This window comes from Kitasatospora sp. NPDC089797 (assembly GCF_040684795.1).
Lineage (GTDB): Bacteria > Actinomycetota > Actinomycetes > Streptomycetales > Streptomycetaceae > Kitasatospora.
The window spans coordinates 73,500-90,093 of sequence record NZ_JBFBGS010000039.1; the positions used below are offsets into that span (position 1 = coordinate 73,500).

The window sequence follows — 16,594 nt, forward strand, 5'->3', positions numbered from 1 at the left end:
GTGGCCCGCGACCACCGCACCGTCCTCAGGAGGGATCGACCCCCGCGTGTTCCAGTGGCGGTGCGATCGCCTGGGCATCCGCACCTTCGCCCACACACAGGCCGATCAGGAGCGCGGCCGTCGCCTCCAGCAGGCCCGCCCGGTCGAGCCCTCCCCCGTTGACCGGTACGCAGCCGAGGTCGCGGACGAGGCGCCGTACCGCTTCGAGAGCCGGTGCGTCGTCCCCGCAGAGCGGCACCGCGAGGGGGCGTCCGCCGAAGACCGGCGGGGTCAGGCGCCACACGCTCTCGTGGCAGAGGTTGAACGCCTTGACCACGGACGCGTCGGGCGCTGCGGCCGCGATGCGCTCGGCCGCCGAGGGCCCGCCCCAGGTCTCGAGGACGAAGCCCGGCGCCATCGGGTTCGTGCAGTCGATCAGCGTTCGGCCCCGCACGGTGTCGGCCAGGCCGGACACCACGCCGACCGCCGCCGCGTACGGCACGGCCAGCAGCACCGCGTCCCGGCCGTGCCGGGCCGCGTCCCGCAGGGTCCCCGCCCGTGCGCCGATCCGGTCCGCCAGGGCGGCAGCTCGGCCGACGTCCCGCCCGCCCACCAGTACGTCGTGGCCGGCACGCGACCACTGGGTGCCCAGTGCCCGCGCCATGGTGCCCGTACCGGCGATTCCGATCCTCATCGGTCCAGCCTCTCGTCGTGATCCCTGTCGTCGGATTCGGGACGACACTCGGGACGACACTAGGAAGTTGCTCGGGCACCATCTGGTAAGTGACCACTGATCAGGGATTCGTCGCCGACTGCCGTGCCCGGCTCGCTTTCGATCTGCTCGCCCACACCTGGAACGCCGTGGTGGTGTGGGCGCTGCGCGAGGGCCCCGTGCGGCCCGGTGAGCTGCGCGAGCGGATCGGCGGGATCAGCCCCAAGGTCCTGACGGAGACGCTGCACCGGCTCCGGTTCAACGGGTTGGTGGAGCGCCGCGCGTACGCCGGGTCGCCGCCGCGCGTGGAGTACTCCCTCACCGGGTTGGGGCGGACGCTACTGGAGCCGCTGGAGGCGTTCGGCGCCTGGGCCTTCGAACACGGTGAGGACGTGATGGCGGCCCGCGAGCAGGCGGAGGAGGCCGGACACGGTCGCGGCTGACGCCGGCGGCGGGCGGGTCCGTCAGCCGCGCGGAGCCGATCACGACGTCGCGCAGGAGTACGGGAGTACGGGAGTACGGGAGTACGGGAGTACGGGAGCAAAGGGGGTTCGGGGCCCGGCCCTTCGGCGTCGTGCCGGTGGGACCCCCGGCTGAGGCTGCGCTGCCCGAGCCTCCTGCCGGGGGTTCCCGCCGGGACGCCGCCGGGACGCCGCCGGACCGTGGTCCGTGGTCCGTGGCCGACGGGCGGGCCGTCAGAGGTCGTCGAGCGGGTCGGCCAGCACTCCCTCGCTCGCGATGATGTAGCCCAGGTGGCCGCGGCTGCGGCTGCCGAGGAGTTCGCTGGCCTTCTGGATGTGGCTGGAGACGGTGCGGGTGCTCATGCCGAGGCGGGAGGCGATGGCCTCGTCGGTGAAGCCGTTGACCATCAGCCGCAGCACGTTCTGCCGGGTGCGGTCGGTGAGCAGCTGGGGGCGGTGGTGGCCGTCCAGGTAGATGACCGGCTCGGCGCGTTCCCACATCAGTTCGTAGATCTTGAGCAGGTACTCCACCAGCGGCGGGTACTGGATCAGCACCGCGGCGGCCTCGCGCTTGGCGCCGGCCGGGATGAAGGCGGTGGAGCGGTCGCAGATGATGACCCGGTCGAAGACCTCGTTGAGGGTGCGCACCTGGGCGCCCCGGGCGGTGACCTGCTCGATGTAGGCGAGTGTGGGGCCGTGCGAGCGCACGGTGTGCTGGTAGAGGGTGCGTTGGCGGACTCCGCGTTCGGCGAGGGCGAGGTCGCGCGGGAGCGCGTCGGCCAGGTGGTCGGCGCCGCGGCCGCCGCCGGGCTGGGCGGTGCGCAGTTCCTCGGCGCAGGCAGCGACGGCCTTCTCCAGCGCCGGGTTGATCTCCTCGCCGGCCAGCAGGCGGATCGGGAGCTGGGCCTGTCTCATCACGTCCTGGTAGGCGTGTTCGGCGACGGTGAAGGCGGCGCGCACTTCGGCGAGCCGCTCCTGGTGGGCCAGGACGGCGAGTTCCAGCGGCCGGGTCAGGCCGGTGACCGCGAGGTCGGGCGGGACGGCGACCAGCCGCTGTCCGTCGCCGGGCAGCGGCCGCAACAGGCCCATGGCCAGCAGGCACTCGGGGGCCGGCCCGGCGACGGCGCCGCCCTCGGCGAGTGCGGCACGGTAGAACTCGACACCTCGGTCACAGAGTTGGGGTGTCCCCTTTTCCGCGCTGGTGTCCTGGGATACGCACATCTGAGCATCCTTCCGGCTTCGGCATTGCGTTTTCACGAATGCCCGTACCGGCAGGAGCCAGGCATCCGGACAGGCAGGATGGGACAACCTGCCGTTCGGACGCATCCCCCCCGGGCCACGACAGCCGCGAGTGTACGCCCTGAGGGCGCGGAAATCAGCGGTTCCCGGCGATACCGGGCATGCCCGGCGACGGCGTCCGACGGTGGTGACGGCGACCACGACCGTACCCGGCTGCGGTGACGGGCGGATGACCGTCGCATTGCACGTGTCGCCCCGTCAGGGCGGCCGGAGCGAACGGCCGGTGGACGTCCCCGGCCGACGGACGGAGGGCACCCCAATTGTTGCGAGCCGATCCCGACCCCCCTCCCGCGCCGGTGGATCCGGCCGGGCTGGTGGACCAGCGGTTGGTGCGGCAGCTCGCGGAAGCGGCGGCCGCGCAGGTGGGCTCCGGCGCGGTGCGGCTGCTCGGCGACGGCGGACTGCTCCAGGCGCTCGCCAAGCAGTTGATCGAGCGCGCCCTGGAGCTGGAGCTCCAGGAGCACCTGCACGGCCCGGGGGCCGACGGGCCCGGTGCTCCCGGCGGTCCGCCCCGGGCCGTCGGTTCCGTCGGTGCCCCCGGCGGCGGCAACGGCCCCAACGGGGCCCGGGCCAGACGGCTGCTCACCGAGATCGGGCCGGTCGAGGTGCGGGTCCCGCGCGACCGGGACGGCAGCTTCGCCCCCCGGACGGTCCGCCCCCGGGCCCGTCGACTGCCCGGCCTGGACCAGCTGGTGGTCTCGCTCACCGCGCGCGGCCTCAGTTCGGGCGAACTGGTGGCGCACCTGGCCGAGGTGTACGGGGTGGAGATCAGCCGGGAGACCGTCTCGGCGATCACCGACCAGGTGCTCGACGAGCTGGCCGAGCGGCGCGGCTGCCCGCTGGACCCGGTCTACCCGGTGGTCTTCCTCGACTCGGTGCGCAGCGGCCGCTCGGGCGGCCCGCTGGTGCACCTGGCGCTGGGGGTCTCGACGAACGGCCTGCGGGAGGTGCTGGGGCTGTGGCCGGCCGCGGACGGGGAGTGCTGGCCGCAGGTCCTGGCCGGGCTGGCCGAGCGCGGGGTGCGCGAGGTCTGGGTGCTGGTCGGTGACGCCGCGCCGGGGCTGGCCGAGGCGGCGGCCGAGCGGTGGCCGGGCACGGTGGTGCACACCTCGGTGGCGCACCTGTTGCACGCCGCGCTGCGGCACGCGCCGGGCGAGGACTGGGGCGGCCTGGCCCCGGCCCTGCACGAGATCTGCACGGCCCCCACCGAGGCCGCCGCCCTGGAGCGGCTGGGCCGGGCCGAGCGGGAGTGGGGGCCGGGCCACCGCGAGGTGTTCCGGGTCTGGCGGGCGGCCTGGCCGCTGCTCGCCCCCGGTTTCCGGTTCGGCCCGGAGGCCCGGCGGCTGCTCACCGGCGGCGGCGCGCTGGAGCGGCTGCACGCCCGGCTGCGCCGGATCGAGCAGGTCGCGGGCCGGGTGCGGGACGAGCGGGCGGCGCTGAAGCGGGTCTACCTGGCGACGCTCGCGCTGGACTCGCCGTCGGGGGCCGGGCGGCCGTGGGCCGGGGACTGGCCGACCGTCCGGGAGGAGCTGCGCCGTGGTTCCGGGCACTGACGCCGTGGTTCCGGGCACCGATGCCGGGGCTGCGGGCGCTGAGGCGGCGGTTCCGGACACCGGCGCCGAGGCTCCGGAACCGGGCGCCGAGGGTTCCGGTTCCGGGCACGCCGGGCCGGGTTCCGGCCATCCGGTGGTGCGCCGTGGGCCGGGCCCCCACCACTGATCTGACAGAGCCAGGTACTCATTGCATCAGTTCTGCCCGTTTTTGACACAGTCTGTTCACGCTTCCGGTTCCCGCATTGCGTGATCCCGACAACGGCCAGAGCTTCCACCCCAGTTTGGGCCTCGGCAGGATTCATTCACAGCGAGGAGCGCACACACCGCCCGCCTCAGGAAGAGGAATTCGCCATGACGAATCATGCCGGTCGCATTCACAAGATGCTCGGGATTCTCGCCCTTCTGCTGGTCTCCTTCATCGGCTTCCAGAGCCAGAGCGGTCACCACCTCACCGCGGCGCTCGGCGGGCCCTCCGTGGTGCACGCGGTGCACGGGGACGACTCCGGCTGGGGTCCGTGATCGTACTGCCGTGAAGTCCGTGGGCGGTGTGCCGCCGCAGTCCGTGCACTGCGCGAAGTCGACATCGGCCGTTCATCGCACGCCGACGGAATTCCCCCTCCGCGCAATTCTCCGAACCGAGAGGAAACCCACGATGGCGAACCCGTTCGAGGATCCCGACGCCCAGTACCTCGTCCTGGTCAACGACGAGGGCCAGCACTCCCTCTGGCCGGTGTTCAGCCCGGTGCCCGACGGCTGGCAGCAGGTGTTCGGCGCCGCCGCGCGGCAGGACTGCGTCGACTACGTCGAGCAGCACTGGCAGGACCTGCGGCCGAAGAGCCTGGTCGCCCACCTGTCCGGGCACTGACCGCGGCCCGCACCACACGTCCGCACCGCCGTACGTCACCGCGCCGCCCGTAGGTCACCGCGCCGCCCGTAGGTCACCGCCGTACGTCACCACACCACCCGCACGGCACCACCGTGCCCGCACGGGAGGCGCCGTGCCGCACCACCGCACGCTCCGCCGGTCACGCAGCAACGAGGGAGACAGCCACATGTCCGGGGACCAGCAGACGCACAGAGCACACCCACGGCCCGCCGCGGCCGAGGTGCTCTGTCGACTGTTCGCGGAGGTGCTCGGCCGGGAGTCGGTCGACCCCGCGGCGGGCTTCTTCGACCTGGGCGGTGACCGGCCCGCCGCCGTCCGGCTGTTGGCCCGGGTGCGGGCCGAACTCGGCTTCCGGGTGCCGCTGCCGCTGCTGCTGGACGCCCCCACCCCGGCCGGCCTGGCCACCCGACTGACCGACCGGGCCCCGGCCCGGCCGGAGCCGGGCCCGACCCTCTCCGAACTGGTGGACGCCCAGGTCGCCCGCACCCCGCAGGCCACCGCGCTGTACGCCGGGGACACCGTCCTCACGTACGCCGAACTGGACGCCCGGGCCAACCGGTTGGCCCGGGTGCTCGCCGCCCGCGGCCTGGGCGCCGAGGACCTCGTCGCACTCGCCCTGCCGAAGTCCCCCGAGGCCGTCGCCGCCGTCCTGGCCGTGGCCAAGACCGGCGCCGCCTGGCTGCCCGCCGACCCGGGCTACCCGGCCGAACGGCTGCGCCACATGCTCACCGACTCCCGCGCCGCGCTGGTGCTCACCACCACCGGCACCGCCGGGCGGCTGCCCGACACCGACGCGCCCCGGCTGCTGCTCGACTCCCCCGAGCACCTCGCCGACCTGGCCGGGCGGCCCGGCACCCCGTTCGCCGCCGACGAGCGGGTCCGGCCGCTGGACGTCCGGAACACCGCGTACGTCATCTACACCTCCGGCTCCACCGGCCGGCCCAAGGGCGTCGTCGTCACCCACACCGGGCTGCCCAGCATGATCGACACCCAGGTCGCCGCCACCGGGCTCGGCCCCGGCAGCCGGGTGCTCCAGGCCGCCTCGCTCAGCTTCGACGTCTCCGTCTCCGACCTGGCCGCCGCGCTCACCACCGGCGCCGCGCTCGTCCTCCCCGGCGAGCAGGGCGAGTTGGTGGGCGAACCGCTGGCCGCCCTGATCGACCGGTACGGCGTCACCCACGCCGACCTCGCCCCCGCGATGGCGGCCACCCTGCCCGACGTCCCGCTGCCCTCGCTGCGCACCCTGGTCAGCGGCGGGGAGGCCGTCCCGCGCGAACTGGCCGCCCGACTGGGCCGGGACCGGCCGATGTTCAACAGCTACGGACCCACCGAGGCCACCGTCAGCGTCACCCTGAGCGAGCCGCTCACCGGCACCGAGCAGCCCCCGATCGGCCACCCCTGCGCGGACGCGCGCATCCACCTGCTGGACGAGCGGCTGCGCCCGGTCGAACCGGGCATCGTGGGCGAGCTGTACCTCTCCGGCCCGCACCTGGCCCGCGGCTACCTCGGCCGGTCCGCACTGACCGCCGAACGCTTCGTCGCCTGCCCCTTCGACGGCCCCGGCGGCCGGATGTACCGCACCGGTGACCTCGGCCGCCAGCGGCCGGACGGGCAGCTGGAGTTCGTCGGCCGGGCCGACGACCAGGTGAAGATCCGCGGCTTCCGGGTCGAGCTCGGCGAGATCGAGCAGACCCTCTCCGCCCACCCCGGCGTGCGCCAGGCCGTGGTGGTGCTCCGTGAGGACCGCCCGGGCGAACGCCGGCTGGTCGGCTACACGGTCGGCGCCGCCGACCCGGCCGAGCTGCGCGCGCACTGCGCCGAGCGGCTGCCCGACCACATGGTGCCCCTCGTCGTGGTGCTGGACCGGATGCCGCTCACGCCCAGCGACAAGGTGGACCGGCGCGCCCTGCCCGCGCCCGTCCTCGGCGCCGCCGACGAGGGCGGCCGGGCCCCCGTCGGGGAGCTGGAGCACACCCTCGGCCGCCTGTTCGCCGAGGTGCTGGGGATCCCGCGGGTGGGCGTCACCGAGTCCTTCTTCGAACTCGGCGGCGACTCCATCGTGGCCATCCAGCTGGTCTCCCGGGCCCGGCACGCCGGGCTCCAGCTCACCCCGCGCGAGGTCTTCGAGACCCCGACCGTCGAGGCGCTGGCCCGCACCGCCCGCCCGCTGGACGGCCCGGTCGCCGCCGAGCCCGCCGGCGCCGGACTCGGCGAGGTGCCGCCGACGCCGATCGTGCACTGGATGTCCGAACAGCACGGCGCCGTCGAGAGCTTCTACCAGGCCACCCTGCTCAACCTCCCGGCCGGCACCGACCCGCGGCAGCTCACCACCGCCCTCCAGGCCCTGCTGGACCACCACGACGTGCTGCGCGCCCGCACCTCCCCGCTCGCCGAGCGCCCCTGGACGCTGCACGTCCCCGCGCCCGGCGCCGTCGACGCCGCGGCCGTGCTGCACGGCGTCGCCGGACCGGCCACCGGGGAGGCGCTGCGCACCGCGACCGCCGCGGCGCGCGACCGCCTCTCGCCCGAGGACGGCCGGATGGTCCAGGCCGTCCGCTTCGACGCCGGCCCGGACCGGCCCACCCCGCTGCTGCTGGTGATCCACCACCTGGTGGTGGACGGCGTCACCTGGCGCATCGTCGAGGAGGACCTGCTCACCGCGCTCGCCGCCCTGCGGGCCGGGCGCCCGGTCGAGCTGCCGCCGGTGCCCACCTCGTTCCGGCGCTGGGCCGAGCGGCTCACCGCCGAGGCCCGCACCGACCGCCGGGCCGCCGAACTCCCGCTCTGGCAAGCTGCGTTGGCCACCCCGGACCCGCTGCTCGGCGACCGGCCGCTCGACCCCGCCAAGGACACCTACGCCACGGCCGGCGCGCTGCGCCTGGTGCTGCCCGCCGAGACCACCCGGGCCCTGCTGACCCGGGTCACCGCCGCCTACCACGCCCAGGTCAACGACGTGCTGCTGACCGCGCTGGCCCTCGCCCTCGGCCACTGGCGCACCGGCGGCCCGGACGCACCCGCCGGACCGCACGCACCCGCCGGCCCCGCCGGACCGGACGCGGCCGGCCGGTCGACCGGGCCGGACGGCGCCGTGCTGGTCAGCGTCGAGGGCCACGGCCGGGAGGAGGTCGTCGACGGCGTCGACCTGCACCGCACCGCCGGCTGGTTCACCTCCGTCTACCCCGTCCGACTCGCCCCCGGGGCGCTGCCCTGGTCCGAGGTCACCGCCGCCGGGCCCGGACTCCGCCGCGCCCTCGGCCGGGTGAAGGAGCAGTTGCGCGCCATCCCCGACAACGGCATCGGCTACGGCCTGCTGCGCCACCTCAACCCGGCCACCGCCGCCGTGCTGGCCGACCGGGCCGAGCCCCAGATCGAGTTCAACTACCTGGGCCGCTTCCAGCCCGAGGGCGTCACCGCCGACGACGTGCTCGCCGGGGCCGAGGCGATGACCGAGGGCGCCGCCGACGGCCTCGCGCTCGCCCGGGTGCTCGGCCTGGACGCCGCCACCGTCGACACCCCGCAGGGTCCGCTGCTGGTCGCCCAGTGGTCCTGGGCCGCCGAACTGCTCGACGAGCACCGCGTCCGCGAGCTCGCCGAGGCGTGGTTCACCGCGCTGGGCGCGCTCGCCGAGCACGCCGGGCGCCCCGGCGCGGGCGGGCACACCCCCTCCGACTTCCCGCTCGTCACGATCGACCAGCCCGAGCTGGACCGGCTCGCCGCACTCCACGCCCCCGCCGCCCTGGCGGACGTCTGGCCGACCTCGCCGCTCCAGCAGGGCATGGCCTTCCACGTCGGGTACGACACCGCCGCCGACGACGTCTACACCGCCGTCTGCACCTTCGACGTCACCGGCCCGGTGGACGCCGACCGGCTGCGCACCGCCGCCGAGGAGTTGCTGCTGCGCCACCCCAACCTCAAGGCCGGCTTCCACCAGCGGGCCGACGACCCGCCCGTGCAGGTCGTGCCGGAGAGCGTCGAACTGCCCTTCACCACCGTCGACCTGAGCGCGCACGCCGACCCGGAGGCCGAGGCCGGGCGGATCGCCGCCGCCGAGTACGGCCGCCGCTTCGACCTCGCCCGCCCGCCGCTGCTGCGCTACACCCTGCTCACCCTGGCCCCCGGCCGGCACCGGCTGATCGCCGCCGTGCACCACATCCTGCTGGACGGCTGGTCCACCCCACTGTTCGCGGAGGAGCTGTGGGCGCTGTACTTCCGGCGGCCGATGCCCCCGGCGGTGCCCTACCGCGGGTACCTGCGCTGGCTCACCGGGCGCGACGGCGCCACCGCCCGCACGGCCTGGTCCGCGGCCCTCGCGGGCGCCGACGAGCCCACCCTGCTCGCCCCGGGCCGGGCCGGCGCCGCCCCGCGGCTGCCGCTGCGCCTGCACACCGGCCTCACCCCGGCGGCCACCGAGGCGCTCGGCCGCACCGCCCGCCGCTACGGCGTCACCCTCAACACCCTGGTCCAGGCCGCCTGGGGCGTGCTGCTGGCCCGGCTCACCGGGCGCGAGGACGTGCTGTTCGGCACCACCGTCTCCGGCCGGCCGCACGACCTGCCGGGCGTGGAGCGGATGGTGGGCCTGCTGATCAACACCGTGCCGGTGCGGGTCGTCCTCGACCCGGCCGAGAGCTGGGGGCAGCTGCTGCTGCGTCTCCAGCGCGAGCAGTCCGCACTGCTCGACCACCAGCACCTCAGCCTCACCGAGATCCGTCGACTCACCGGCCTGGGCGAGCTGTTCGACACCGTCACGGTCTACGGCAACTACCCCGACCCGGCCGCCCTGGCGGCCGCCGACCCGAGCGGCGACACCCGGGTCACCCTGGTCGAGGACGTCGACAGCGCGCACTACCCGCTACTGCTCGCCCTCACCCCCGGCGACGGCCTCCAGCTGCGGCTGGACCACCAGCCGGACGCTTTCACCCCGGCCGAGGCGCGCGTGCTGCTGGACCGCTTCCTCGCCCTGCTCGACCGGATCGTCGCCGACCCCGCCGAACTCCTGGGAGCAGTAGAGGTGTTGACCGAGAGCGAACGCGCCCGACTGCTGTCCGACCAGGGCCCGGCCAGCACACTGCCGGCCGGCCCGGTGCCCCAGCTGTTCGAGGCCCGGGCCGCCGCCACCCCCGAGGCCGTCGCCCTGACGGCGGCCGACGGCGACCTGACCTACGCCCGGCTCAACGGCCGCGCCAACGCCCTGGCCCGGCGGCTGGTCGAGGCCGGGGTCGGCGCCGAGACCCCGGTCGCCCTGCTGCTGGACCGCTCGGCCGCCCTCGTGGTGGCGCTCCTCGCCGTGCTCAAGGCCGGCGGCACCTACGTCCCGCTGGACGACGCCCAGCCGGAGGAGCGCCTGCGGGCCGTCCTCGCGGACGCCGGCGCCACCGTCGCCGTCACCGACCGCGACCACCCCGCACTGGCCGGGCTGACCACCCTCGCGGTCGGCTCCGACACCGCGGCGAACCTCGACCTCCCGGTGCACGCCGACCAGTTGGCATACGTGATGCACACCTCCGGCTCCACCGGCACCCCCAAGGGGATCGGCGTCACCCACCGCTCGATCGTCGACCTCGCCCTCGGCGGGACGTTCACCGCCGGCGGCCACGAACGCGTCCTGGTGCACTCGCCGACCGCCTTCGACGCCTCCACCTACGAGCTCTGGGCCCCGCTGCTCTCCGGCGGCTCGCTGGTCGTCGCCCCCGCCGGGCGGCTCGGGATCGCCGAGCTCGCCGAGGCCCTCGACCGGGGCCGGGCGACCGCCGCCTGGCTGACCGTCGGCCTGTTCAACGTGCTCGCCGCCGAGGCGCCGCAGACCTTCGCGGGGCTGCGCGAGGTGTGGACCGGCGGGGACATCGTCTCCCCGGCCGCCCTGCGCCGGGTGCTGGAGCACTGCCCCGGGCTGCGGGTGGTGAACGGCTACGGCCCCACCGAGACCACCACCTTCGCCACCCACCACCGGATGGCCGCCGCGGCCGAGGTCCCCGACAGCGTCCCGATCGGCCGCCCGCTGCCCAACGCCCGGGCGTACGCGCTGGACGCCGGGCTGCGCCCGGTACCGGTGGGCGTCGTCGGCGAGCTGTACGTCGCCGGGCCCGGCCTGGCCCGCGGCTACGTCGGCCGCCCGGCGCTGACCGCCGAACGCTTCACCGCCGACCCGTACGGCGCCCCCGGCACCCGGATGTACCGCACCGGCGACCTCGTCCGCCGCACCGCCACGGGCGAACTGGAGTTCGTCGGTCGAGCGGACGGCCAGATCAAGCTCCGCGGCTTCCGGATCGAACTCGGCGAGGTGGAGGCGGCGTTCACCGCCCACCCGGCCGCCGGCCAGGTCGTCGCCGTGGTCCGCGAGGACCAGCCCGGCGACAAGCGCCTGGTCGCCTACGTCACCGGCCGGGCCGCCCCCGCCGAGCTGCGCGCCTTCGTCGCCGAGCGCCTGCCCGCCTACATGGTCCCGGCCGCCGTCGTCACCGTCGACGCGCTGCCCGTCACCCCCAACGGCAAGGTCGACCGCCGCGCCCTGCCCGCCCCCGACTACCGCAGCACCGAGGGCCGGGCCCCGCGCAACGCCACCGAGCAGACCCTCTGCACCCTCTTCGCCGAGGTCCTCGGCACACCCGTGCCGAGCATCGACGACAACTTCTTCCACCTCGGCGGGCACTCCCTGCTCGCCACCAAGCTGGTCAGCCGGATCCGGACCCACCTCGGCACCGAACCGCCGATCCGCGCCCTGTTCGACCACCCCACGGTCGCCACCCTCGCGCTCGCCCTGCCCGCCGCCGCCGGGGCCCGCCCGGCCCTGCGGCCGGCCGCCCGGCCCGAGCGCACCCCGCTCTCCCCCGCTCAGCAACGGCTCTGGTTCATCGAGCAGTTCGAGGGGGCGAGCACGCTCTACAACACGCCCGTCGCGGTCCGGCTGACCGGCGCGATCGACCTCCCGGCCCTGGAGCAGGCGTTCCGCGACCTGGTCGCCCGGCACGAGGTGCTGCGCACCCTGGTCCCGACCACCGACGGCCAGCCGCACCAACTGGTGACCGAGGCAAACGGGTTGAGGCTGCGCACGGTCCGGGTCGACACCCCGGAGGAGCTGGCCGCCGCGCTGGCCGAGGCCGGGCAGCAGGTCTTCGACCTCGCCCGCGACCTGCCCGTCCGGGCGACCCTGCTCTCCCTGCCGGACGACCGGCACGTGCTGCTGGTGCTGATGCACCACATCGCCAGCGACGGCTGGTCCCTCGCCCCGCTCTTCCGCGACCTGGCCGAGGCCTACCGGGCCCGCTGCGCCGGCGCCGCACCGCAGTGGCAGCCGCTGCCCGTCCAGTACGCCGACTACGCGCTCTGGCAGCGCGAGCTGCTCGGCGAGCAGGACCGGCCCACCGCCCTGCTCACCGGCCAACTCACCTACTGGCAGCAGGCCCTGGCCGATCTGCCGGAGGAGCTGGCGCTCCCCTACGACCGCCCCCGCCCGGCCGCCCCGAGCCACCGCGGCCGGCTGACCGAAGTCGCCGTCGACGCTCAACTCCACGCAGCACTCGCCGAATTGGCCGGTGCCCAGCAGGCCAGCCTGTTCATGGTCCTCCAGGCCGCCGTCGCCACCCTCTACACCCGGCTCGGCGCCGGCACCGACCTGCCGCTGGGCACCGCCGTGGCCGGCCGCACCGACGAGGCCCTGGACGACCTGATCGGCTTCTTCGTCAACACCCTGCTGCTGCGCACCGACACCTCCGGCAACCCCGGCTTCCGGGAGCTCCTGGACCGCGTCCGCCAGTCCGACCTCAGCGCCTTCGACCACCAGGACCTCCCCTTCGAGCGGCTCGTCGAGCAGCTCAACCCCACCCGCGTCCCGGGCCGCCACCCGCTCTTCCAGACCCTGGTGGCCCTGGAGAGCCCGACCGAGGTGCCCGCCGCCTTCGGCGACCTGGACTGCGTGGAGCACCGGTTCGAGCTGGACGTGGCCAAGTTCGACCTGATCTTCCGGTTCACCGAGCAGGGCCCGCAGGAGGGCCTGACGATCGCGCTGGAGTACGCGACCGACCTCTTCGACCACGGCACCGCGACCACCCTCGCCGAGCGCCTGCTGCGGGTGCTGCGCGCCGTCGCCGCCGACCCCGACGCACCGATCGGCAGCGTCGACGTGCTCGCCCCGGCCGAACGCGAGCAGCTGCTCACCGGCTGGCACGGCGCCACCCTGCCCGTCCCGGACACCACCCTGCCCGAGCTGTTCGAGGCCCGGGCCGCGGCCACCCCCGACGCCCCCGCCGTGGTCTCCGCCACCGGCACGCTCGGCTACCGCGAACTCGACTCGCGCGCCGAGCACCTGGCCGCCCGGCTGGTCGCGGCCGGGGTCGGCGCCGACACCCCGGTGGTGCTGCTGATGGGCCGCTCCGCCGAGCTGGTGGTCGCCCTGCTGGCCGTCCTCAAGGCCGGCGGCAGCTACCTCCCGCTGGACGACCGCCACCCGGCCGAGCGGCTGCGGAAGATCACCGCCGACACCGGGGCCGCCCTCGTCCTGGTCGACGCCGCCCACGGGGACCACCCGCTGGCCGCCGACGCCCCCTGCCCCGTCCTGACCGTCACCCCCGAGCTGTTCGACGGGCCGCGCGAGCGGCGCGCACGGCGGCCCGAACTCCACCCGGAACAGCTCGCGTACGTGATGTTCACCTCCGGCTCCACCGGGGAGCCCAAGGGCATCGCCATCACCCACCGCGACGTGGTCCAGCTCGCCCTGGACCCGTGCTGGCAGCACCCCGAGGGGCTGCGGGTGCTCTTCCACGCCCCGCACGCCTTCGACGCCTCCACCTACGAGCTGTGGGCGCCGCTGCTCTCCGGCGGCCAGGTGGTCGTCGCGCCGCAGGGCGAGCTGGACGCGGCCGCCATCGGCGCGCTGGTCCGCGCCCACCGGCTCACCCACGTCCACGTCACCGCCGGGCTCTTCCGGGTCGTCGCGGAGGAGGACCCGGGGGTCTTCGTGGGGGTGCACGAGGTGCTGACCGGCGGGGACGTGGTCTCCGCGGCGGCCGTCCGGCGGGTGCTGGAGGCCGTGCCGGGAATCGGTGTGCGGGTGCTCTACGGCCCGACCGAGATCACCCTGTGTGCCACCCAACTGCCCCTCCCCACCGCGGAGTCGGTGCCGGACACGGTGCCGATCGGCCGCCCGATGGCGAACACTCGGGCGTACGTGCTGGACGACGCCCTCCAGCCCGTCCCGGTCGGCGTGACCGGCGAGCTGTACGTGGCCGGTGCCGGCCTCGCCCGCGGCTACCTCGACCGGTCGGCCCTCACCGCCGAGCGCTTCCTCGCCGACCCGTACGGCGCCCCCGGCACCCGGATGTACCGCACCGGCGACCTCGTCCGCCGCACCCCCGACGGCATCCTGGAGTTCCTCGGCCGCGCCGACGACCAGGTCAAGATCCGCGGCTTCCGGATCGAACTCGGCGAGGTCGAGGCCGCCTTCACCGCCCACCCCGCCGTCGGCCAGGCCCTCGCCCTGGTCCGCGAGGACCAGCCCGGCGACAAGCGCCTCGTCGCCTACCTCACCGGCACCGCGCCGCTCGACGAACTGCGCGCCCTCGCCGCCGAACGCCTGCCCGCCTACATGGTCCCCGCCGCCCTCGTCGTCCTCGACACCTTCCCCGTCACCACCAACGGCAAGGTCGACCGCCGCGCCCTCCCCGCCCCCGACTACACCGGGGCACCGCAGGGCCGTGAGCCCAGGACGGACCGGGAACGGAGCCTGTGCGAGCTGTTCGCCCAGGTGCTCGGCCTGCCCGCGGTCAGCATCGACGACGACTTCTTCGACCTCGGCGGCCACTCCCTGCTCGCCACCAAGCTGGTCAGCCGGATCCGCGCCGCCCTCGGCGTCGAGATGTCGCTCCGCACCCTCTTCGACCACCCCACGGTCGGTGAGCTCGCCACCGCGCTGCCCGCCGCCCGCAAGGCCCGGCCCGCCCTCCGGCCGATGCGCCGGCCCGGCGGCCCGGCGTAGGTCGCGCGCGCCACCGGCCGTCCCCGGTGGCCCGACCGTCAAGTCCCCGCTCAGCACGTCACCCGCCCGGAGGCAGACCGTGATCCCGTTGTCGTTCGCGCAGCAGCGGCTGTGGTTCATCGAACAGCTCGAAGGCCCCAGCGCGCTCTACAACACCCCGTTCGCCGTCCGGCTCACCGGCGGGATCGACGCCGCCGCCCTCACCCTCGCCCTGCGGGACGTGCTCGTCCGGCACGAGGTGCTGCGCACCACCTTCCCGGCCACCGACGGCCGGCCGCACCAGTCGATCGCCGAGCCGGACGACCCGGCCGTCACCTCCGCCGCGGTGACCGCCGTACCGGTGGCCGACGAGGCCGAGCTGGCCGCCCGGCTGGACGCGGCGGCCCGGCACGTCTTCGACCTCGCGACCGAACTGCCCGTCCGCTGCACGCTGTTCTCGCGCTCCGCCGACGACAACGTGCTGCTGGTGCTGATGCACCACATCGCCAGCGACGGCTGGTCCGTCCCCCCGCTCTTCCGCGACCTCGACCAGGCCTACCGGGCCCGCCTGACCGGCACGGCCCCGGAGTGGGAGCCGCTGCCCGTCCAGTACGCCGACTACACCCTCTGGCAGCACGAGACGCTCGGCACCGAGGACGACCCGGAGAGCGTGCTCGCCACCCAACTCGCCCACTGGCAGGGCGCCCTGGCCGAGGCCCCGGAGGAGCTGGCGCTCCCCTACGACCGGCCGCGCCCGACCGCGCCGACCCACCGCGGCGGCGCCGCCGAACTCGCCCTGGACGCCGACCTGTACGCGGACCTCGCCGAGCTCGCCTCCGAGCAGCGCGCCAGCCTGTTCATGGTGCTCCAGGCCGCCGTCGCCACCCTCTACACCCGGCTCGGCGCGGGCACCGACCTGCCGCTGGGCACCGCCGTGGCCGGCCGCACCGACGAGGCCCTGGACGAACTGGTCGGCTTCTTCGTCAACACCCTGGTGCTGCGCACCGACACCTCCGGCGACCCGACCTTCCGCGACCTCCTGGAGCGCGTCCGCCGGCTCGACCTCGACGCCTTCGACCAGCAGGACGTCCCCTTCGACCGGTTGGTCGAGCAGCTCAACCCGGCCCGCATCCCGGCCCGGCACCCGCTCTTCCAGACCATGGTGACGCTGGACAGCGACGAGGACCTCCCCTCGGACTTCGCCGGGCTCGACTGCCGGGCGTACCCGCTGGACCACCAACTGGCCAAGTTCGACCTCTCCTTCGCCTTCGTCGAACTGCACGACGACTACGGCACCGGCAACGGCCTGACCGGCGCGGTGGAGTACGCGGCGGACCTCTTCGACCACGCCACCGCCGCCACCCTCGGCGAACGCCTGGTCCGGGTGCTGCGGGCCGCGACGGCCGATCCGGACGCGCCGATCGGCGGGATCGAGATCCTCGGCCACGAGGAGCGCGCACACCTGCTCACCGGCCTCCACGGCCCGACCACCGCGCTGCCCACCGGCTCCGTCCCCGAGCTGTTCGAGGCGCAGGCCGCCGCCACCCCCGACGCCGTCGCCCTCGTCTCCGGCGACACCGAGCTCAGCTACGCCCAACTCAACACCCGCGCCAACGCCCTGGCCCTGCGCCTGGTCGAGGCCGGGGTCCGCACCGAGACCCCGGTCGCCCTCCTGCTGGAGCGCTCCCCCGCCCTCGTGATCGCCGTCCTCGCCGTCCTCAAGGCCGGCGGCAGCTACGTCCCCCTCGACGACGCCCA

The 16,594-nt window shown here is 75.2% G+C and carries 8 protein-coding genes; 6 read left to right on the forward strand and 2 right to left on the reverse strand.

Translation table 11 applies throughout. The features are described 5' to 3' along the window. Positions 1–25: 25 nt before the first annotated feature. Positions 26–673: an NAD(P)-binding domain-containing protein gene (locus AB0O91_RS28320; RefSeq protein WP_363438687.1), complete on the reverse strand. Its 648-nt coding sequence runs from the start codon at positions 671–673 to the stop codon at positions 26–28. Positions 674–762: 89 nt separating this feature from the next. Between AB0O91_RS28320 and AB0O91_RS28325 the strand changes: the two genes are divergently transcribed. Continuing rightward, positions 763–1,134 (forward strand): helix-turn-helix domain-containing protein, encoded by a 372-nt coding sequence (locus tag AB0O91_RS28325; protein WP_363438689.1) that lies wholly within the window; start codon positions 763–765, stop codon positions 1,132–1,134. Between the two features lie 252 nt (positions 1,135–1,386). On the opposite strand, the gene AB0O91_RS28330 is transcribed toward AB0O91_RS28325, so the two are convergent. Continuing rightward, complete coding sequence (locus AB0O91_RS28330) at positions 1,387–2,373, reverse strand: helix-turn-helix transcriptional regulator (protein WP_363438691.1); 987 nt, start codon at positions 2,371–2,373, stop codon at positions 1,387–1,389. 341 nt (positions 2,374–2,714) lie between these two features. On the opposite strand from AB0O91_RS28330, the gene AB0O91_RS28335 reads away from it, so the two are divergent. From AB0O91_RS28335 to AB0O91_RS28355, 5 genes are all read left to right on the forward strand, one after another. Continuing rightward, positions 2,715–4,004: an IS256 family transposase gene (locus AB0O91_RS28335; RefSeq protein ID WP_363438695.1), complete on the forward strand. Its 1,290-nt coding sequence runs from the start codon at positions 2,715–2,717 to the stop codon at positions 4,002–4,004. Positions 4,005–4,355: 351 nt separating this feature from the next. Beyond that, positions 4,356–4,523, forward strand: coding sequence for a hypothetical protein (locus AB0O91_RS28340; protein WP_363438698.1), 168 nt, complete (start codon positions 4,356–4,358; stop codon positions 4,521–4,523). 133 nt (positions 4,524–4,656) lie between these two features. Further along, a complete protein-coding gene (locus AB0O91_RS28345; RefSeq protein ID WP_363438701.1) occupies positions 4,657–4,869 on the forward strand; it encodes an MbtH family protein in 213 nt (70 codons plus the stop codon). 187 nt (positions 4,870–5,056) lie between these two features. Next, positions 5,057–14,857 carry an amino acid adenylation domain-containing protein gene (locus tag AB0O91_RS28350; RefSeq protein WP_363438704.1) on the forward strand — a complete coding sequence of 3,267 codons (9,801 nt, stop codon included), beginning with the start codon at positions 5,057–5,059 and terminating at the stop codon, positions 14,855–14,857. A gap of 88 nt (positions 14,858–14,945) precedes the next feature. Continuing rightward, a partial coding sequence (locus AB0O91_RS28355) for a condensation domain-containing protein (protein WP_363438705.1) occupies positions 14,946–16,594 on the forward strand: 1,649 nt, incomplete at its 3' end.